This is a genomic window from Paenibacillus jiangxiensis, assembly GCF_046098255.1.
GTDB lineage: Bacteria > Bacillota > Bacilli > Paenibacillales > Paenibacillaceae > Paenibacillus > Paenibacillus jiagnxiensis.
Genome location: NZ_JBJURI010000013.1, coordinates 88,725 through 108,872, shown reverse-complemented (window position 1 = coordinate 108,872; position 20,148 = coordinate 88,725). Strand labels below are relative to the sequence as shown.

Sequence of the window (20,148 nt, the reverse complement as noted above, 5' to 3'; positions counted from 1 at the left end):
CAAATCAGCCGCAGTTCTGAAAAATATACAGAAATCTGGGAAATTCGGGCCGTTTGTTTCCTTGCAGGCACCAGGTTATGGTATGATATAAAGGAATAGCTGGCATAAACATGTGTGTCATGTTTTTGTGGAAGCGAGGTGTCTACATGGATTCCATGGATAAGACGGTGAAGTTCAACGTCAAGGCCGACGAGAAGGAAGCGTCGGCGCAGGAAATACTGCTGACGGTATACGATGCTCTGGTCGAGAAGGAATACAATCCCATCAATCAGATCGTCGGTTACCTGCTGTCGGGGGATCCGGCTTATATTCCCCGGCACAACAACGCCAGAAGTCTGGTGCGCAAGAAAGAACGTGATGAGCTGATCGAAGAACTGGTTCGTTCTTATTTGGCCAGCCATCGTCAGGGGAAGACGGAATGAAAGTAATGGGTCTGGATTATGGGGACCGCAGGATCGGCGTCGCCATGAGCGATCCCTTCGGCTGGACCGCCCAGGGATTTGAAGTTATCGAACGGCGTAAGGACGAGAGCGAGTATGGCAAGATTGCCGAAGTGGTGCGGGACAACGGGGTTTCCGAGATTGTTGTCGGTCTGCCGAAGAACATGAACGGAACCGTTGGCCCACGGGGCGAAATTGCAATGGCTTTTGCCGGAAGATTACGCGAGTTACTGAACATCCCCGTTCACCTTTGGGATGAGCGGCTTACAACCGTCGCCGCAGAGCGGACGCTGCTGGAAGCGGACGTCAGCCGGAAGAAGCGGAAGCAGGTTGTTGACAAAATGGCCGCAAGCTTGATTTTGCAAAACTATTTGGATGCTAACATTAAAAGGTGAGGGGGATTTCGCAGATGGCGGATAATCGATTGGACCTGGAAGAAGAGCAGCCGGAAATTATTTATATCGACGACGAAGAGGGCAACGAAGAAGAATTCGAGGTCATCATGAAATTCGAAGTGGATGGCTCTGATGCCAAATATATGATGGTTGCACCGGTCGAACCTGAAGAAGATGAAACCGATGTGTACGCCTTCCGGTATGAGGAAGACGGTGACGATATTAAATTGTACCCGATTACGGATGATGCCGAATGGGAAATTGTTGAAGAAACATTTAATACCTTTGTAGAAGCAGATGACGAGGATTTTGAGAAATGACGATGTATTCCCGTGAGGATTTGACCTGGACGACCGGATTGAAGGAGGCCTTCGGTTCCCAAGTGGAACTTGAGGACGGGGAAGGACATTCTGTTCCTTACACGCTGGAGGCCGAATTTGAGGTAGGCGGACAGGCATATGCGGTTCTGCGCGAACAGAATGCTGCCGCTGGGGAGTATGAGCTTTTCAGGGTGGTATGGAAAGGCGATGTGCCCGAGCTGACCGTCATCGAAGACGATGACGAGTGGGAGGATATTGCGGAGCTGTACGATGAGTGCACATTCCCGGAATAGCCCATAGTTTTGAAATGACTTTAGAGTGAATGATAACCCGGAAAGGGCGGACTTGTCCGCTCTTTTTGGTTGTGAAGGGGTTGGATAATTTGAAGCGCAAGGCTAGGACCGGGGTGTTGCTCCTGCTCGTCTTATTACTTGTCGTGGCAGGAGCGGCACTCTATCTTCGGCAAATGATGCAGCCTGTCCAACAGCAAGCGGGAACCGTCGCGTTTACCGTGGAGCAGGGGATGAGAACATCACAGATTGCAGATCTGCTTGAGCAAAAAGGACTTATTCGAAATTCTAATGTTTTTAAAGCCTACTTAAAACTTACGAAGCAAGGCAGCAACTTTCAGGCCGGCAAGTACGAAGCACAGCCGGGGATGACATACGAGCAATTGATTGCCAAGCTGTCCAGCGGAGATGTAGTGCCTGAGGAGATGATCCGGTTTACCGTTCCTGAAGGTTTCACGGTGCTGCAAATCGCCGATAGATTGCAGCAGGAAGGCATTGCTGACAAGGAAGAGTTTCTGAAGCTCGCGAATGACCCCGCACAATTTGACATGCCTCTGCTGGCGCATATCCCGGAGGACAAGCAGCTGCGCTACAAGCTGGAAGGCTATCTGTTCCCGGAAACCTATGAGCTGCCCAAGGGCAGTTCGGTGAAAGAAATGATGACGGCCATGCTGGAGCAGACTCAGAAAGAGCTGGACAGTATCCCCAATTTGGAGCAAAAGCTTGAGGAGCGCCATGAAACACTTCATGAACTGCTTACCGTCGCTTCACTGGTGGAGCGTGAGGTTGTTGTAGATTCCGAGCGTCCGATTGTCGCAGGGGTTATTTATAACCGGCTGGAAAAAGGGCAAAAGCTTGAAATTGATGCAACCGTTCAATATATGTTGAATAAGCAGAAGGAACGGCTGCTGTTTAAAGATCTGGAAGTAGACTCGCCTTATAATACGTATACGAATGAGGGTCTGCCCGCAGGCCCGATTGCCAGCCCGAGTTTAAGCTCCATTCAGGCGGCGCTGGAGCCGGCCAAGACGGATTATTTTTTCTATGTTACGAAAAAGGACGGCTCCCAGGAGCACTTATTCGCCAAGACGTATCAGGAACATTTAAACAATATCAAAAAAAGTCAAAATGTGACACAATAGGAGGTAAGCCAAGTGGCTGATAAACCCGAACTGCTTGTAACGGCAGCTTCACCGGGGGAGGCTGTGCAGATGCTGGATGCAGGCGCGGACGCGCTGCTGATCGGAGAAGACCGGTTCGGTATGCGTCTGGCGGGCAGCTTTACACCCGAAGAGATCAAAGCTACTGTTGAGGCCGCGCATGCGCGCAGTGCCAAAGTATATGTTTCCATGAATAACCTGATGACTAATGACCTGCTCCGCGAAATTCCGGGTTATGTACAGTTGCTCGGTTCCATAGGGGTGGATGCGGTCGAGTTTAATGACCCGTCCGTTCTTGCAGCCGTGAAGGAGTATGCTCCCCATATCGCGCTGTTCTGGAATGCGGAAATGACCTCAACCAACTACTCTACCGCTAATTATTGGGGGGAAAAGGGAGCATCCCGCGTCGTGCTGGCACGGGAGCTCAACATGGATGAGATTACTGATATGATTCCCCATCTGCAGCTTGAAGCCCAAGTGCAGGTGCACGGGATGACGAATATTTACCATTCCAAGCGGAGCCTTGTGGCCAGTTATATGAAGCATCAGGGCAGACCGGTGGAAGGAGATCTCGGGAAGGAACGTCATTTGTTCCTGATTGAGGCAGAGCGCCGGGAAGAGAAGTTTCCGATCTATGAGGATGTCAACGGAACTCATATTATGAGCTCAGATGATATATGCATTATCGAAGACCTTCATTTGCTGATGGCAGCAGGAGTCCATAGCTTCAAAATTGAAGGGCTTCTAAAGCCGACACCTTATAACGAGGCTGTGGTTAAAGCTTACCGTACGGCTATCGACAGCTATTATAACCATCCGGAAGACTATGCTTATGATGAAGCATGGCTAGATGAAGTGCGCAGACTGCAGGACCCGGAAAGAGAGCTTTCTTTCGGATTTTTCTATAAAGAACAGGTCTATTAAAAAACAAAGGGGTGAACAAAACGATGGGGACCTTAACAAAACGTAAATATGAGGGCAAACGTTATCGTCTGGATAAGCCGGAGCTGCTCGCACCGGCCGGCAATCTGGAAAAGCTGAAATTTGCCATTCACTATGGGGCAGACGCCGTTTACATTGGCGGCCAGCACTATGGCCTTCGCTCCAATGCCGACAATTTCAGTTTCGAGGAAATGAAGGAAGGCGTCGAGTTTGCCAAAAAATATGGTGCCAAAGTGTTCGTCGCTACGAATATTTATGCCCATAATGAGGATGTTGAAGGTATTGAAGCGTATTTGCGCAAGCTGCATGAGGTGGGGATTTCCGCTATCATTGCTGCGGATCCTGCCATCATTCAAGTGGCCCGCAAAGCCGTGCCCGAGCTGGAGGTGCACCTGAGCACACAGCAATCGACGCTGAACTGGCAGGCTGTGAAGTTTTGGAAAGAGGAAGGTCTGCCGCGCGTTGTGCTGGGCCGGGAGACGAGCATGGACGAAATCGCGGAAATCAAGGAGCATGTGGATATCGAGATTGAGGCGTTCATTCATGGTGCGATGTGCTCTTCCTTCTCCGGGCGGTGTGTGCTGTCCAACCACTTTACAGATCGGGACTCCAACCGGGGGGGCTGCTGCCAGTCCTGCCGCTGGAAATATGATCTTTTTGAAGATGCTCGTCCTTCTGCGGTATGGGTATCCGAGGAAGAAGCCAGAGATAACCGTGTGCTGGAGCAATTTAACCTTGGAGTTAACCAACTCCCGCTGTATGATGAACAGGATAATCCGTTTAGCATGGGTTCCAAGGACCTGTGCATGATCGAGCATATCCCGGATCTGATTGATGTCGGTGTGGACAGCTTTAAAGTGGAAGGACGGATGAAATCCATCCATTACGTGGCGACGGTGATCAATGTATACCGCCAGGCGATTGATTCGTACATGGCTGATCCGGACAACTACGTGTTGAAGCCGGAGTGGGTCGAGGAAATTAACAAAGCGGCCAACCGTCCGCTGAACACCGGCTTTTTCTATGATACGCCGGATCATGAGGATCATATTTACGAGCCGGAAGAGAAGGCTGTACCGTATGACTTTGCCGGATTGGTACTCGATTATAATCCCGAGACACGTTTGGCGACGATTCAGCAGCGCAACCATTTCAAGCCGGGACAGCAGGTTGAATTTTTCGGGCCTGGGGGCACGTTCTTCAAGCAAACGGTAGGCAAGCTGTGGGATGAAGAAGGCAACGAGCTGAACGCGGCCCGTCATCCGCTGCAGCCGGTAAAGATGATCGTAGATCAGCCAGTTTCCTATTTTGATATGATGCGGAAGCGGAAATAAAGAACATTTATTCTGAAAAAATATGGTTTGAGGTTCTCCTATATCGGTCGGGAGGCCTCTTTTTTTAATATTTTTATAGGAAAAAAGTTTTAGTTTATTTTGGCAATAAAGGCTGACAAGACGGACTTTTGTCGTATAATATCGTTAAATACATAAAGAGAGTGTTAGTGTTAAGGATAGTGTGGGGAATGAATAACATCCGGCAGGTGAGAGAAATGGGCATAACGCCAAAAAGAGAGAAAAAAACTAAAGAACCGCAAGGCACCGCAAAGAAAGCCGCAGTTCAAAACCCAAAAAGCAAGCTGAAATTCCCTTCAATTAAGATGAATTGGAAGCTTCCCGAGCGAATGAAAGGAATGGCCAAGCGTGGGGAAGAAGACCCTGGCAAAAGAAAAGGCAGCGCGGGTTTTAAAAAATCACCCAAGGAATACATGTCCTTGATCAAAGAAGCGAATCCGGTGAAATCGGTCGGGATGAAACTGTTTTTGATTTTCTTTATCACGATCATGATTGCGGTAGTCAGTTTGGGCACGATATCTTATGCAACCGCTCGCAATACGATTGAGCAGAATGCCGCGCTCGCTTATCAGCAGACGGTAAACCAGACGTCCGAAAAGCTGGATATTATTTTGGAACGTTTTCTGGATACCTCAACCCAAATCTTCTTTGACACGGAAATTGCCGATCTGCTGCGGAAGGTGAACAATCCGGATGTTTCTTCCTATGATGCGTTCATGGCGACAGACTCCGTGACCAAGAAGCTGACCAACGTGGCGTTTAACAATAAAGCGATCGACTCCATTTATTTGTACCCTGAAGATCCGAAGGGGGTCATCATGGGAACGGGTAACAAAAAAGATGTGAGAACAGAACCGTGGTTCAATGAAATGCTGCAAAATACAGGCGTTCGATGGCTGCCAACAGAGGTCAGCAGCTCAAGCATCAAGACGTACCGTTTGGTCCGTTCCATGAATGATCTTTCCGTGCTCGGCTCCAAGTATGTGCTGGTGATGGATCTCAAGCTGAGCTCTCTTGAAGAGCAGCTGGAGGGCCTGAATCTGGGAGAAGGCGGAGCCATCCATCTTGTGACCAAGGAGGGCATCCCGGTGGCGTCAAGCCAGAAGGATCTGGTGGGAAACGGGCAGACTCTGGATTATATAAAGGATTTAAAAGATCCTATGGGCAGTGATACGGTAAGTGTGAATTTCAATGGCAAGGATCAGGAAGTGCTGTCCGTTCATACGACGCTTGGCACCTCCCAATGGATCCTGAACGGAATCGTACCTGTATCCGCACTGCTGCAAAGCACCAAAGGCATTCTGATTCTCACCTGGGTGTTTGTGATTGCGGCTGCAATCGTGGCCGTGCTGCTCGGCTGGTGGATGGTGCGCATGATCGGCCGCCCGCTGAAGCGGATGAAGGATCTGATGAACGAAGGTGCCAAAGGAAATCTTGGCGTTCGCACCGATTACCGCTCCAGGGATGAAATCGGTCAGCTCTCTACAAGCTTTAACGAGATGATGGAACAAATTACCGGACTGGTTCAGCAGACGAATTCAACAGCCAAGGACGTTCTGCTGACAGCCTCCGAACTGAGCGATGCTTCCAAAAAGACCGCCATTTCCGCAAGGGAAATTGCCGTTGCGACCGAGGAAATTGCGAACGGAGCCTCCAGTCTCGCTACGGAAGCGGAGCGCGGCAATACGCTGACCGACAATATTACGCGCCAGATGGAGATCGTTATTGCCCACAATACCGGAATGGGAGAGGCTGCGCGGGATGTTGGGCGCTCCAGTGAAACAGGCAGCGAGCAGCTTAAGCAGTTGATGAGCAAGACCAAGGTAACGGAAGAAACGACACGCTCGCTCGTCGCGAAAGTGGACAAGCTGAAAGGAACCACTTCAACGGTGTTCCAGGTGCTGGATGCTCTGCAGAACATTACGAAGCAGACGAATATTTTGTCCCTGAATGCGACCATTGAGGCGGCACGGGCAGGAGCAGCCGGACGCGGATTTATGGTGGTGGCGGATGAAATCCGGCAGCTGGCCGATCAATCGCGGCAGTCCATTATTATGGCTGGCGGCATCATTGATAATATCGTTTCCGAAATGAATGAAACGGTGGAAGCGTTAACGGAGGCGTATCCTTTGTTCAGGCAGCAAATTGAAGCTGTCGAGGAAACCTCGGAAATCTTCCAGTCCGTGCAGCAGCAGATGAAGGATTTCATCGGAAGTCTGACGGCGGTGACCGGTTCGATTGAAGAACTGAATCAATCACAGGAAGTATTGTCCGATGCCATGGGCAACGTCAGCGCGGTAGCAGAGCAATCCTCCGCCACCTCGGAGGAGGTAGCCTCGCTCAGCAGTGAGCAGGAGAACGTTGCCAGCCAACTCGTTCAATTGTCCGAGAAGCTTGAGAACGTATCTGGCAGCCTGCAGCAAACCTTGTCCAACTTCAGAATATAATTTCCGGTTAATGTTACATGGAGCAGCTCTCAAGCAGATTTTTCTGCTGTGGGCTGCTCCTTTCCGTGTTCGGGGATATTTAGGGGAGGCGGGCGTTTGACTGCAACGGCATGGGGACATACTATTCCCAAGATCAGCTTACAGGAGGCGGGCCGAGATTGCAGCACCAGACGAACCGGAGCGAACGACACCAGCGGATCCAATATGTAACGGCCGTACTTTCCATCCTCATAGTCATTCTTATTATCCGATTAGGGTGGATTCAGACCGTTTTCGGGCGCAGCACGGTCCCTAACGGAAGCCGGACTGTCAGGGAGCAAGCCGTGATTCAGCGGCAGGAGGGGATAGTTGTGAATGCCGGCCGGGGAGACTTTACGGACAGGTCCGGGCACAGCATAACAGGCACCTGGGTCAGGGTGCCTGTGCTGTTTCCCGGAGGACCCGTGAAGCAGGATGACAGCCTTAAACAGCTGGCCCGGATTCTTCATACCGATGCGGCTGAGCTTCTCCGCCGCTGGCAGGGCCTCGGCTCGCCTCTGATCTGGAAGGACAGCAGCGGTCTGCCTGTCGAGCTGTCCGAGCAGGATGCCGCCTACGTTGCCCGGCTTGCCCCCGGGGCCATTGAAGCTGTGCCGTACAGAAAAAGATACGACAGGGCAGCAAACGGCATGCAGTGGCTCGGTTTTCTTTACGAACGCCCTGAGGATGCATATCGTACGGAGTCAGGAGCATCCGGCCTGGAAAAAGCTCTGCAGCCGTTGCTGAAAGGGGAAGGAGAAACCATCATATCCCATTTGGTGGATGCGCAGCGTCATACGCTCCAGGACACGGGGTTGCGCATGAGCAAGCCCTCCAACAGCTATTATCCGCTGCAGGTGCAAACGACCATCGATCTTGCCCTACAGCGCAAAATCGAAAACCTGACGGAGCACAGCCCGATGAAGGAAGGGGCTGTGGTAGTGCTGGATGCCGGCAACGCGGATGTGCTAGCGATGGTTTCGCGTCCCTTTTACGACCCCCGGCATGTCAATCCGCAGGCCTCCGATTGGTCCAACCGTGCTGTGAAGGCCGCCGTGCCCGGTTCCATTTTTAAAATTGTAACGGCCGCCGCCGCCCTGGAAGCTGGAGTTGCCAAGGTGGGTGAAACCTTTCACTGCCACGGAGAATATGGAGCCTATGGCCTGGCCTGCTGGAAGGAAGAGGGCCACGGGACACTGTCCCTTGAGCAAGGCTTTGCGGAATCCTGCAACACCGTGTTCGCCAAGCTGGCGGAACGCTTAAGCTCCAGGCAGCTGACACAGATGGCCGAAGCTCTTGGCCTGGGGCGGCAGATTGGCTGGCAGGGTGAGAATCTGGCGGGGATGAAGCAGCTCCGTCTGTTCGATGGCGAAGAGGCGGGCCGCATATTTGACAACCGGATCAAGGCTGATGACACAGGTGCGCGGGTGCAGACAGCCATCGGGCAGCGGGATGTGAGAATGACTCCGTTACAGGCAGCCAATCTGGTTGTTACACTGCTTCATAACGGAGAGGTGCGCTCGCCGCGGCTGGTGCGCCGCATACAATATGCGAACGGAGGCACCCTTCTAGAGCTTCCCGCTCATGCTCTGCCTGCGAAAGGAACAATACATCCGCACACTGCGCACACTCTGCTGCACTGGATGGAGAAGGTGGTACAGGAGGGAACCGGCAAGGGATTGGCCTCCGCCAAATGGAGGCTTGCCGGAAAATCAGGAACCGCCCAGACCGGACAGGCCGGCAGGGCGGTCAATAATCAATGGTTTATCGGATATGGCCCGGTGGAAAAACCGCGTTATGCGGTGGCCGTCCTTGTGCAGAATGTTCCGGCAGATACGCCGAATCAGGCTACTAAGCTGTTTGGTCAAGTCATGGATTTGCTTGCTTCCTCGGAAGGTGGCGTTTCTTCTTCCTGAAGTTTGGCCAGAAACGGTGGCTCGTCAAATTCTTCTTTCGGAAAACGAATCCATTGCTGCAGATACCCCTGCTGCCACAGCTCCTTGATCAATATAAGCAGAATGGGGGAGAGGATCAGGCCGGCCACCCCGAAGATCGAAAGTGAGATGAACATGAACGACAGCATCAGGTAGGCCGACGTCACGCCGATGGAATTGCCTGCAATCTTCGGCTCGGCCAGCTGGCGAACAAGCATGGTGACGGCCAAAAGCACCAGCAGCCCGATGGCAAGGCCGGTATTGCCGATAATGAACAGATAGACGGCCCATGGAATCAGGATGACCGGAACGCCAAGCAGCGGGAGAATATCAAATACCGCCGCTATGATGGCAATCGTGAAGGCATTGCCTGTACCAAGAATGAGCAGGCCGAGAAAAATAATGATAAACGTAATGGATACAAGCATAGCCTGAGCTTTTATGTAAGACCCGATCGCCTTTAATACGTGATTTCTGAAAAAGCTTGTCGCTGTTTTAATCGTATGTGGTGTTTTTTTGCGCACGATAACTTTCCACAGATCAATTTCCATGCTGAGAAAGAATGCCAGGATAATGGCAACCCCAAAGTTGGTGATGAAGGTGGAGAAGGAGCCGAGAAAGGCAACGATCCGCTGCAGCGCACTGGTTCCCCAGGTTGAGGCCAGCTTCGTGGCCGTATCGAAATAATCGTTGATGTTCTGTGTGATCGATGGCGGCAAGCTGGCGATTTTACCCTGCAAAAAGGTTGTCAGATTCACAAACGCCTGCTGCACTATGGTGGTGTACCGCGGCAGATCATCGGCCAAGCTCGCGAGCTGTGTCACGATGATCAGCCCCAGTCCGAAAAATAAAGCGAGCAGGATAACAACAAACAGCAGTACGGAAATGGCGGAAGCAAACGGCTTGCGCATCCCCTTTTTGTTAAGGTAGCGGGCCAGCGGTTCAATGCACCAGAATACGAGGAACGAGAGAAAGACTGGGGCCGCAATATGGTACAACTGGCTGGATATGAACAAAATCAGATAGACGGTCAGCGCAATCAGAGCTATATCGAAGGCGGTGCGCCAATACTTTTTATAAAGAGGCAGCATAAAATACAACGACTCCTTTTTTTGGGTAAATCATTTTTGTATATTGTACACCATTTATATAAGTTCAGCCTAATTTTCTAACCTTTTATGTTAAAATAAAGTTAGTGAGTTTTCCTCAGGTCGCTCCTTACACAGGAGCGTGGATTGAAATAGGCTAACGGCACGCTATGTCAAAATAGAGAAGTGGGGAATAAGACGTGCTGCAGAATGTACTGCTATGGCTATTTTACATTACATCATTTTACGCTTTTATACCCGGAATCATAAGCCGCCTGTTCGGCTTTCGGGTATTCCGCCGGGGAAAGAATGAGGAGCATGCCTTCGCTCTTACCTTCGATGACGGGCCTGATCCCGTTTATACCCCTCAATTGCTGGATTTGCTGCAGCGCTTTGATGCCAAGGCGACATTCTTTGTCGTGGGCGCGAATGCAGAGCGGCACCCGGCCATATTGCGGAGAATCCATGAAGAGGGGCACCTGATTGGTATTCACAATTATGTACATAAATCCAACTGGTTTATGCGTCCGGCGACCGTGCGCAAACAGATTTTATGTACAGAGCGAATCATCCATGAGGTCACCGGCGAACGTACGGCCTATTACCGTCCACCCTGGGGCATTGTGAATCTGTTCGACTTCGCCAAATCGAACGGTCGCCGCATCGTTCTCTGGTCTTCCATGTTTGGTGATTGGCGCGTCAAGACGGGGGAGGACCGCTTGACCCGAAGAATGCTGCAAAAGCTGCGCGGTGGGGAGGTTATGCTGCTGCATGATTGCGGCAGGACGCTTGGTGCCAATGCGGACGCTCCCAAAAATATGCTGATTGCGCTGGAGCGGGTGCTGGTTGAGGCCGGGCGCAGAGGTCTGCGCAGCGTACGGATAGACGAGTTGGCAGGAGGTGCAATGGAAATGACCACTTCTGTAGGCTGGTTTAAAAAAGCTGTAGTCCGAGGCTGGCTGCTGTATGAACGCGCATTTCACGCCCTGTTCCGGCTTGAGCCGGTAAATCCGCAGGAGCCAATGCTGCATTACAGACGGCGCAAATACCAGGGACAGCCTGTAGACTTTGCCGATGGCTCCTCGCTCGTTAAAGGGGATGAGGTGCTTGAACTGCATTTTGATAATGAAAGGCTGTACCGGATCGGGTCCACGGCCAAGACGCCAATGCATGTAGCGATACAAATGATCCGTTCCGTCGAGAAGCAGCTCCCGGATCTGGCGGCAAAAGTTGCTGATGATTCCCTGCTTAAAGGAGTCAAAGCCATTTACGGTGTGAGCATGATCAATCGCGGTGCGGAGAAACTTGGTTTTATCATCCGCGATCTTCCCCGCGGCCTGTTCGCTGTCTCCTCGACACTGTATCTACGGCTGCTGCTTAGCGTCATTCATCCGTCCGGGCAGGAAAGGCTGAAGCATCGCTCCGCTTTACTCATGCCGAAGCTAATCGTCATGCCGGCCTCTGTATTAATAGGCCGTTTCCTGAAGAATGATTCAGCAAGATCCGGTATGAGTCTGAAAGATCATCCGCTCTCCGAGCCTGCGGAAGAGATGGGGATGGGTACCGCTTCTGCCCAGACGGTAAACAGCACGACAAGCACGATTGCTTGAAGCAGTTGCTTAACTTGAGAGGGACTTTCCGGAAGTCAGCATATGACGGCTGCCGGGAGGTCCCTTTTTGCCGGGAATCAAGCATTAACGGATATTGGTCCTGTCTGCAATAATGTACTATAGCATAATTAGTGCCCAGGAGTATGATACAGGCAACAACTACTCCAGGAGGCACTATGAATATTACATCCTTTCTCCTTTACTGCATTATCGTTACCCTTACTCCCGGGCCCACCAATATTGTTATATTATCTACTGCAAGGCATTACGGAACCCGAAAGACGATGGCTTATGTATGGGGGGCGACTTTAGCTTTTGGGCTGCTGCTTGCCGGTTCTGCTTTATTGAATCATCTGATGGGAGAGGTTGTTCCCGGGCTTATGAACGCAATGCGGATCATTGGCAGTGTCTATATGCTCTATCTCGCTTACCTGATTTTCAGGATGGGCAGTTTGGAAGATGACTCCATTCCTGTCCTTGGATTCTTCCCCGGTTTCGTGATGCAATTTGTAAATCCGAAGGCCATACTGTTTACGCTCACCGTGCTTCCTGGTTATGTAATGCCCTACTATACTACGGTTTCCGCCATGATCCTGTTCGCAGGGATCGTTACCATAATCGGATTCATGGCCTTTGCAAGCTGGGCTGTTTTTGGAGGAATGCTCAGACACGTGCTGAATCGGCACCATAAAATTCTGAATATTATCTTGGCCGCGTTCCTGGTATACTCAGCCATTATGGTATCGGGAATCATCTAGGCTCCGGAGGTATACGGCATCATGGAAAAATTCCTTTATAAGAAATCGGCGGATGTTCTGGCCTTGTCTGCCAGCTTCACAGATTTTACCTATAAAAGGCATGCTCACGAAGAATACGCGGTAGGGGTTACCCTGCGCGGAATTCAGCAATATAATCTTGACGGTCATTTTCTGTCTTCACACAGGAGCGGGGTCATGCTGTTTAACCCGGAGCAGTACCATGACGGGAGCGCTTATGACCGGGCAGGAATTGATTATGTCATACTGTATATCAAACCGGAGCTCTGCCCGGAAATTCTCGGCCCCAAGGAGCTGCGCTTCAGAACCCCCCTTGTGTACGATATCAGGCTGGCGCGGAGGATTCTGAACATCAGCCGTAGTATCCAGAGCGGCAGGGAAGAGTCACTGATCAGTGAACTGCTGTACGATCTGCTGCACATCCTAGCGGGTGTTAATATGGATGTGCCCCGGAGAAGGTCAGATAAAGCCTTTGTCAAGAGAGCTAAAGAGATCATGTCCAACAGTATTCATGATGTTCTGAAGCTGGAGGATCTCAGCAGGGTGTTTGGTCTGTCAAAATATCAATTTATCCGTGAGTTTAAGATCCAGACTGGCATATCCCCTTATCAGTTCTTTCTGAACATGAAGGTCGAGCATGCCAGACGTCAGATTGAGCTGCACCGGGACATTTACTTGGCTGTAGTTGCATGCGGATTTGTGGATCTTGCTCATTTGAACAAACATTTTAAGCGGGTGTTCGGCATTACGGCCTACGAGTATGCGATGCAGTTAAAATAACAGATGGGAGGGGCCGGACGATGTTTCCTCCTTTGCGAGAAAGGTCAACCAGATCATTACTGGTTGGCCTTTCAGCATGTTCTGCAAGCGAACGAGGAGGCGCCCGGCAGTAAAAACAAAGCCCTTCCGCTTCCTGTGGGAAGCGAAAGGGCTGTTTGATAGTTAAATTTTCATGATACCGCCGTTGCTGGCATTCGTTACAAGCTTGGAATATCTGGCCAGGTAGCCTGTTTTTACTTTTGGCTCGAAGCCTTTCCAATTGGCGCGGCGGCTGGCAAATTCCTCGTCGCTGATCTCAAGCTGAATGGTGCGGTTGTTAAGATCCAGCTCGATGAAGTCACCGTCTTCCACGAAAGCGATTGGTCCACCCTCAGCCGCCTCCGGAGAGATATGGCCGATGGAGATGCCACGGGAAGCGCCGGAGAAGCGTCCGTCCGTAATCAGGCCGACCTTGGCGCCAAGACCCATACCGACGATCTGGGAGGTTGGAGCCAGCATTTCCGGCATGCCCGGTCCGCCCTTCGGTCCTTCGTAGCGGATAACGACTACATGACCTTCTTTAACTTTGCCGTTGGCGATGCCAGCCAGCGCATCTTCCTGAGAATCAAAGCAAATGGCAGGGCCTCTATGGTATCCGCCGACGGACGGATCCACGGCACCAACCTTGATAATGGAGCCTTCCGGAGCGAGATTGCCGAACAGTACGGCAAGTCCGCCGCGCTCGGAATAAGGATTGTCAAGGTGGTGGATAACATTCTCGTCAAGTATCGGCTGATCCTGCACGTTCTCACGCAGTGTTTTGCCGGTAACGGTGATGCAGTCCGGATGAAGTGCGCCCGGCTTTTTCAACAGTTCATTCAGCACGGCGCTTACGCCACCGGCATTGTGAACGTCCTCGATGTGATAATCGGAAGCGGGAGCCAGTTTGGACAGATGTGGCACACGGTTGGCAACTTCATTGATGCGTTCGATCGGATAGTCGACTTCCGCTTCATTAGCCAATGCAAGGGTATGCAGCACCGTGTTCGTGGAGCCGCCCATGGCCATATCAAGCGCGAAGGCGTTGTCAATCGCTTCTTTAGTCACGATGTCACGTGGCTTCAGATCCATTTTGATCAGTTCCATGAGTTGCTCTGCAGAGCGCTTAACAAATTCTTTGCGTTCAGGAGCAACAGCCAGAATGGTTCCGTTGCCGGGAAGCGCCAGACCGAGGGCTTCGGCCAGACAGTTCATGGAGTTCGCTGTAAACATACCGGAGCAGGAGCCGCAGGTTGGACAGCCGTATTGTTCAAGCTCCAGCAGGCTTTGGTCGTCAATTTTACCAGCCTGGTAGGCACCGACGCCTTCAAATACGGAAGTCAGGGAGATGGAACGGCCGTTTCTGTCTTTACCCGCTTTCATCGGTCCGCCGCTGACGAAGATGGTCGGAATGTTGACGCGCAGGGCGCCCATCATCATACCGGGAGTGATTTTGTCACAGTTGGGGATACAGACCATACCGTCGAACCAGTGTGCGGATACCACCGTTTCGAGGGAGTCAGCGATAATTTCACGGCTCGGCAGGGAATAACGCATTCCGATATGTCCCATGGCAATCCCGTCGTCCACACCGATCGTATTGAATTCGAAAGGCACACCGCCTGCCTCGCGAATGGCTTCTTTTACGATTTTGCCGAATTCCTGCAAATGAACATGTCCGGGAACAATATCAATGTAGGAGTTGCACACGGCAATGAACGGCTTGTCGAAATCTTCTTCCTTTACCCCCGCCGCCCGCAGCAGGCTGCGGTGAGGCGCACGGTCAAAGCCTTTTTTGATCATATCTGATCGCATCTTCTTCTTGTTAGCTGTCATGAAGTCTGTCCTCCCAAATTCCTATATTGGTTCAGCGCTGTAAAGCAACGCTTGAAAGCGGTGAATGGTTTCTAGAAAGTCTACCATAACTGTGGCTTTTTTTCTATATATATTACAGAAGATGAAAGAGCTTTGCTCAAAAAAAGAAGCCTGTCACCGCTGCTGCGGGACAAGCTTCCGGGGAGACGAGCGCGATCAGTTTTGACCGCCCTTGCGTCCGATTTCTTTATAAAACTCTTTATCGTGAGATTCAGCTGTCGCTTCTCCACCTTTGCGCCCGATCTCCTGATAAAACTCTCTATCATGGGATTCGGCGGTGGCTTCTCCACCTTTACGTCCAATTTCCTGATAAAATTCTTTATCATGATTTTTGGAAGTCGCCTCTCCGCCTTTACGTCCTGCCTCTTCACGGCTCATTTTACCATGATCCTGATTTCGTGCCATAACAAATTCACTCCTTGTTAAAAAGTGGTTTTTGTTGCGCGCATCCTTTACTTACCACTGCCCATGCTTCCTGAAACAATTCCGGAAAGGAAGGCGTATGGCTAATTTCAGGATTTTGGCTGCATGCGGTTTGATTCGCCCCGGCTTTTTGGGAAATGCTCAGCAATTCTGTTGGTGTGTATGAACAGCCAACCCACATTAGGCTCTATTAACGGATGCGCAGTACGCTTGACTGCAGGCAGGGCGAGCAGGATGCTCAGCAGGCAGGCTGTCACCATGATGCATATGATTCCAAAGGTTGTATGGATATAAGCGTATATTCCCGATACGGCGGCCCCACGAATAATAAATCCGTGCAGCAGAAACACATATAAAGTCCGGCTTCCTAACCGGGACAGCCAGCCGGCAGCAAAAGGCACGAATCCAAGGAAGGCAGCCGACGCTGCGAGCTGCAGCAGGTAGGTGCCGATCCGGAATAAGCCTGCGAACCATTCTACGTGGCCCAGCTCTGCGTAAGTCATGCTTCCATACAGCCACCCTGTTTGCAGATGGGCAGATGTCCAGACCGCTGCAGCGAGCAGCAGCAGGGACCCCGCAATAGCGGCAGTTCTGAAGCGTGGGGCCAGGAGAGATGATATTTTTTCATAAGTTATATGAAAGCCGAGCACAAAAAAAGGCAGAAACACAAAGGTTCTGGATATGCTCAGCCACGTCCCCTCAAAGGGGATGTATCCGGCAAGGGTCCCCAGTACAATGGAGATGGCCACCTGTACAGGCGGCGACAGCCGCCGCATGGCCAACAGGAGCAGTCTCCAACAGAAATGGCTGGCGAGGAACCACAGCAGCAAATAGGGAGCAAAAAAGGAATGATGTACCCCCTGCACGTGGAAGAAAGCGGCATCAAGCAGGGAGTACAGGGTTTGAAAAATGATGTATTGAACCATAATCTGCAGCAGCACTTTAACACCCGTTTCACCTTTCAGGCTCGGACGGGCAAAATAACCGGTCACCCACACAAACAGCGGCATGTGAAACATAAAAATCCAGGTATACCAACGGTCTGCCAGACTGCTGACATTTATTAAAGGCTCAAGCGCATTGGCAGCAAACACACATACGATCAATAAAAACCTTAAATTCAGAAAAAAAGCATCTCCACTCCGGACCGACCCGCCGTTCATATGTTTTCCCTCCATACGGTCGTCACAGCCGCCGTATTTTCTAAAAATCTTATATTCCAAACATACGATATCCCGGCAACGGGAATTGTGATAATATTCACAACAGCAAACGCTCACATTTTCCTGAATTGTGTCTGTTTTATGGAGGGAGCTGGTAAGAGTGCTTGATCCCTGAATTTGACCCGCCTATTGCCATGGTGATACGCTTTTGATAAAGCTTGCTGCGCTTCGTTTCTGGACCGCTCTTAACATGTCACCTTGATATGGTTTTGCGGAAAGGTGAGTTATAATTGGGGAGAATCGTCCAGTGCAGGAATCGTGAAAGAGATACCGCCGCAAAGGAGGAAAAGCATGCCCGAGCTTCAGGTTGGGACACATGTTGAGCCCTGCCGGGCCATCCTGTTGGATAAAGACGGGACGCTGCTGCATTTTTTGCAGATGTGGGGACCATGGACGAGCTCCGTCCTGAATATGATGGAACAGTATCTGGCCATGATCGGGGCTGAATTTATCGGGGGCAAGGAGCGGCTTTTGGGCACCGTGCTTGACCGGGAAGGGCGTGTCACCAGCTACGATATGCGCGGACCGCTCGCCATGGGCACGGTCGAAGAAACGACCGGCCTGCTGGCGTGGCAGCTCTACGCTGCCGGGGTGCCATGGGATGAGGCGGTGATGCAGGTCAGGCATTTCAGCAAAACGGCCATGTCCGATCTCCACCGCCACCGGCCCGCTCAGGCTTTTCCGGGGCTGTCCGCCTTTCTTGAACAATGCCGGGCAGCCGGGCTGAAGCTGGGTGTCGTCACTTCGGACGGCGGGAAGGAAGCGGAGGAGCATCTGCGCTGGCTCGGCTTTCGCCGCCATTTTGGGTCGGTAATCGGTTATGATGATGTCAGGGAAGGGAAGCCTTCGCCGGATATGGTGCTGAAAGCCTGTGAAGAACTGGGTGTAACCCCGGCCGAAACGGTGGTCATAGGGGACAGCAATGGGGATATGCAGATGGGAAAGCATGCCGGTGTGAGGATGACGCTGGGCTTTGCCCCCGACCCTGAGCTGACAGAGCATCTGGCGGATGCGGACATCATTTTTCACAGCTATGAGGATTTGAAGGTAAAATATTATAGCGAGTTCAATGTCATGGAGGCGGATAAAGGATGAAGCCGGAGGAAAGGCTGGCACAATGGATCGGCGAAAGCCGCAATATTGTATTTTTCGGGGGGGCGGGAACGTCTACGGAAAGCGGCATCCCTGATTTCAGGTCTGCCGCGGGGCTTTACCGGCAGGAAGAGCAGCTGCCCTATCCGCCGGAAGTGATGCTGAGCAGAACGTTTTTTATGGAGCATCCGGACGTTTTTTTTGCTTTTTACCGCAGCAAAATGCTGCACCCTGCCGCTGAGCCGAACGGCTGTCACCGGCTGCTGGCCGGCCTTGAAAAGGAGGGCAGGCTGCAGGCGATCGTCACGCAGAACATTGATGGACTCCACCAGAAGGCGGGCAGCAGCCGGGTGCTGGAGCTTCATGGCTCCGTGCACCGGAATTACTGTATGAAATGCGCACGCTTTTACAGTCTGGAGGAAGTTATGGCGGCAGAGGATACGGTTCCACGCTGTCAGCATGACGGTGCAATCATCAAGCCGGATGTCGTTTTATATGAGGAGGAGCTGAACCAGGAGACGCTTTACAATTCCGTTGAAGCCATTTCCCGGGCGGATCTGCTGATCATCGGGGGAACCTCCTTGACGGTTCAGCCGGCAGCGTCTCTGGTTACTTATTTTAGAGGGGCGAGGACCGTGCTTATGAATGCCGATCCGACTCCTTACGATGCAAAGGCAAATCTGTTGATTACCGATCCCATAGGACAGGTGATGGAGCGGGTTGCGGCGATTCTGTCGGCAGGCTGAGCCTGGAGAAGAGAGAGTGTAATCGGTTTCTTGTCAAAGACCGGCCGGAAGAGCTATGATGAAAATGAACCTGGAAAGCATTTTATCAGTTACTAATTCAGAGTCAGAGAGGCAGGGATGGGTATGGTTTACTTGGCTAGCGATGACCGCTATGAAGGCATGAAATACAACCGTACCGGAAAATCCGGGCTGAAGCTGCCGGCTATTTCACTGGGATTATGGCATAATTTCGGCGGGATCAACAGCGCCGAGAACGGACGCAGCATGGTTACCCGGGCGTTTGATTTGGGCATTACCCACTTTGATCTGGCGAATAACTACGGACCTCCGCCCGGCTCAGCGGAGCAATTTTTCGGTCAGGTGCTCGCCAGCGATCTGAAGCCGTACCGTGACGAGCTAGTGATCTCCACAAAGGCCGGTTATTATATGTGGCCCGGTCCTTACGGCGAGTGGGGGTCGCGTAAATATTTGATCTCCAGCCTGGATCAGAGCCTGAAGCGGATGGGGCTGGACTATGTGGATATTTTCTATTCCCACCGCTTCGACCCGGAAACTCCGCTGGAGGAGACGATGATGGCCCTTGACCACATCGTCCGGTCAGGTAAGGCGCTGTATGTGGGCGTGTCGAATTACAATGCTGAACAGACTGCTGAAGCGAGCCGTATTCTGAAGGAATTGGGCACGCCTCTGCTGATCCATCAGCCGAAGTATTCGCTGCTGGACCGCTGGATTGAACACGGATTGCAGGATGTGCTGGATGAGAACGGGATCGGAAGCATCGCCTTTTGTCCACTTGCCCAGGGAATGCTGACGAACAAGTACTTGAACGGGATACCGGAGGATTCGCGCGCTGCAGGGACGTCGGTCTTTTTAAATAAAGAACATATTACCCCGGACGCGATCCGCAAAATACGCGCCCTGAACCAGATGGCTGTTGCGCGCGGGCAGAGCCTTGCCCAGTTTGCGCTGGCCTGGGTGCTTCGCGGCGAGCGTGTAACCTCGGCTTTAATCGGCGCGAGCAGGGTGTCGCAGATTGAAGAGAACATTGCAGCTCTATCAAACCTGGAATTCACAAAGGATGAACTGGAGAGAATTGATTCCATCCTGCAGCCCGCCGGGGGCCAGGAAGGACATAAATAAAGGACGGCCTTGGAAGGCGTCCGTGAAAGCAGCCCGCCAATGAGAGCGGGCTGCCCCTTTATCTGCCGGGTGCAGCTTA

Annotated in this window: 19 protein-coding genes; 15 read left to right on the top strand and 4 right to left on the bottom strand. The window is 51.8% G+C overall.

Features of this window, described 5'->3' with window-relative positions:
• The first annotated feature begins 146 nt into the window (after nucleotides 1-146).
• The 9 genes from ACI1P2_RS14295 (at nucleotide 147) to ACI1P2_RS14255 (ending at nucleotide 9,280) form a co-directional block, all read left to right on the top strand.
• Complete coding sequence (locus ACI1P2_RS14295) at nucleotides 147-422, top strand: IreB family regulatory phosphoprotein (RefSeq protein ID WP_355320537.1); 276 nt, start codon at nucleotides 147-149, stop codon at nucleotides 420-422.
• Nucleotides 419-835 carry a Holliday junction resolvase RuvX gene (gene ruvX, locus ACI1P2_RS14290; RefSeq protein ID WP_355320536.1) on the top strand — a complete coding sequence of 139 codons (417 nt, stop codon included), beginning with the start codon at nucleotides 419-421 and terminating at the stop codon, nucleotides 833-835. Before ACI1P2_RS14295 ends, ruvX begins: the two co-directional genes overlap by 4 nt.
• Nucleotides 836-849: 14 nt before the next feature.
• Nucleotides 850-1,155: a DUF1292 domain-containing protein gene (locus ACI1P2_RS14285; RefSeq protein ID WP_355320535.1), complete on the top strand. Its 306-nt coding sequence runs from the start codon at nucleotides 850-852 to the stop codon at nucleotides 1,153-1,155.
• Nucleotides 1,152-1,448: a DUF1292 domain-containing protein gene (locus ACI1P2_RS14280; RefSeq protein ID WP_355320534.1), complete on the top strand. Its 297-nt coding sequence runs from the start codon at nucleotides 1,152-1,154 to the stop codon at nucleotides 1,446-1,448. The genes ACI1P2_RS14285 and ACI1P2_RS14280 overlap by 4 nt, the downstream gene beginning before the upstream one ends.
• A gap of 89 nt (nucleotides 1,449-1,537) precedes the next feature.
• The gene (gene mltG / locus ACI1P2_RS14275; RefSeq protein ID WP_355320533.1) at nucleotides 1,538-2,587 is read left to right on the top strand and encodes an endolytic transglycosylase MltG; all 1,050 of its coding nucleotides are present in this window, start codon (nucleotides 1,538-1,540) and stop codon (nucleotides 2,585-2,587) included.
• A 12-nt stretch (nucleotides 2,588-2,599) separates the two neighbouring features.
• A complete protein-coding gene (locus tag ACI1P2_RS14270; protein WP_355320532.1) occupies nucleotides 2,600-3,529 on the top strand; it encodes a peptidase U32 family protein in 930 nt (309 codons plus the stop codon).
• Nucleotides 3,530-3,552: 23 nt separating this feature from the next.
• Nucleotides 3,553-4,881, top strand: coding sequence for a peptidase U32 family protein (locus tag ACI1P2_RS14265; RefSeq protein WP_355320531.1), 1,329 nt, complete (start codon nucleotides 3,553-3,555; stop codon nucleotides 4,879-4,881).
• Between the two features lie 323 nt (nucleotides 4,882-5,204).
• A complete protein-coding gene (locus tag ACI1P2_RS14260; RefSeq protein ID WP_355320530.1) occupies nucleotides 5,205-7,346 on the top strand; it encodes a methyl-accepting chemotaxis protein in 2,142 nt (713 codons plus the stop codon).
• Nucleotides 7,347-7,456: 110 nt separating this feature from the next.
• Nucleotides 7,457-9,280, top strand: a complete 1,824-nt coding sequence (locus ACI1P2_RS14255) for a peptidoglycan D,D-transpeptidase FtsI family protein (protein WP_355320529.1) — start codon at nucleotides 7,457-7,459, stop codon at nucleotides 9,278-9,280.
• On the opposite strand, the gene ytvI is transcribed toward ACI1P2_RS14255, so the two are convergent.
• Nucleotides 9,229-10,389 carry a sporulation integral membrane protein YtvI gene (gene ytvI, locus ACI1P2_RS14250; protein ID WP_355320528.1) on the bottom strand — a complete coding sequence of 387 codons (1,161 nt, stop codon included), beginning with the start codon at nucleotides 10,387-10,389 and terminating at the stop codon, nucleotides 9,229-9,231. The two genes, ACI1P2_RS14255 and ytvI, sit on opposite strands and share 52 nt — an antisense overlap.
• Nucleotides 10,390-10,589: 200 nt before the next feature.
• Here ytvI and ACI1P2_RS14245 point away from each other — a divergent pair, with 200 nt between their 5' ends.
• The 3 genes from ACI1P2_RS14245 to ACI1P2_RS14235 all read left to right on the top strand — a co-directional run bounded on the left by ACI1P2_RS14245 (nucleotide 10,590) and on the right by ACI1P2_RS14235 (nucleotide 13,552).
• On the top strand, nucleotides 10,590-11,996 hold the full coding sequence (locus tag ACI1P2_RS14245) for a polysaccharide deacetylase family protein (RefSeq protein ID WP_355320574.1): 1,407 nt from the start codon (nucleotides 10,590-10,592) through the stop codon (nucleotides 11,994-11,996).
• A gap of 176 nt (nucleotides 11,997-12,172) precedes the next feature.
• Nucleotides 12,173-12,754, top strand: a complete 582-nt coding sequence (locus tag ACI1P2_RS14240; RefSeq protein ID WP_355320527.1) for a LysE family translocator — start codon at nucleotides 12,173-12,175, stop codon at nucleotides 12,752-12,754.
• 21 nt (nucleotides 12,755-12,775) lie between these two features.
• Nucleotides 12,776-13,552, top strand: a complete 777-nt coding sequence (locus ACI1P2_RS14235; RefSeq protein WP_355320526.1) for an AraC family transcriptional regulator — start codon at nucleotides 12,776-12,778, stop codon at nucleotides 13,550-13,552.
• Nucleotides 13,553-13,714: 162 nt separating this feature from the next.
• On the opposite strand, the gene ilvD is transcribed toward ACI1P2_RS14235, so the two are convergent.
• The 3 genes from ilvD to ACI1P2_RS14220 all read right to left on the bottom strand — a co-directional run bounded on the left by ilvD (nucleotide 13,715) and on the right by ACI1P2_RS14220 (nucleotide 17,031).
• Nucleotides 13,715-15,406, bottom strand: a complete 1,692-nt coding sequence (gene ilvD / locus ACI1P2_RS14230) for a dihydroxy-acid dehydratase (RefSeq protein ID WP_355320525.1) — start codon at nucleotides 15,404-15,406, stop codon at nucleotides 13,715-13,717.
• 195 nt (nucleotides 15,407-15,601) lie between these two features.
• Nucleotides 15,602-15,850, bottom strand: coding sequence for a general stress protein (locus ACI1P2_RS14225; protein WP_355320524.1), 249 nt, complete (start codon nucleotides 15,848-15,850; stop codon nucleotides 15,602-15,604).
• A 107-nt stretch (nucleotides 15,851-15,957) separates the two neighbouring features.
• Nucleotides 15,958-17,031 (bottom strand): acyltransferase family protein, encoded by a 1,074-nt coding sequence (locus ACI1P2_RS14220; RefSeq protein ID WP_355320523.1) that lies wholly within the window; start codon nucleotides 17,029-17,031, stop codon nucleotides 15,958-15,960.
• 351 nt (nucleotides 17,032-17,382) lie between these two features.
• On the opposite strand from ACI1P2_RS14220, the gene ACI1P2_RS14215 reads away from it, so the two are divergent.
• From ACI1P2_RS14215 to mgrA, 3 genes are all read left to right on the top strand, one after another.
• A complete protein-coding gene (locus ACI1P2_RS14215) occupies nucleotides 17,383-18,186 on the top strand; it encodes an HAD family hydrolase (RefSeq protein WP_355320522.1) in 804 nt (267 codons plus the stop codon).
• The gene (locus ACI1P2_RS14210) at nucleotides 18,183-18,929 is read left to right on the top strand and encodes an NAD-dependent protein deacylase (RefSeq protein ID WP_355320521.1); all 747 of its coding nucleotides are present in this window, start codon (nucleotides 18,183-18,185) and stop codon (nucleotides 18,927-18,929) included. Before ACI1P2_RS14215 ends, ACI1P2_RS14210 begins: the two co-directional genes overlap by 4 nt.
• A 123-nt stretch (nucleotides 18,930-19,052) precedes the next feature.
• Entirely contained in the window at nucleotides 19,053-20,069 is a 1,017-nt protein-coding gene (gene mgrA, locus ACI1P2_RS14205) for an L-glyceraldehyde 3-phosphate reductase (RefSeq protein WP_355320520.1), read from the top strand.
• The last annotated feature ends 79 nt before the right edge of the window (nucleotides 20,070-20,148 follow it).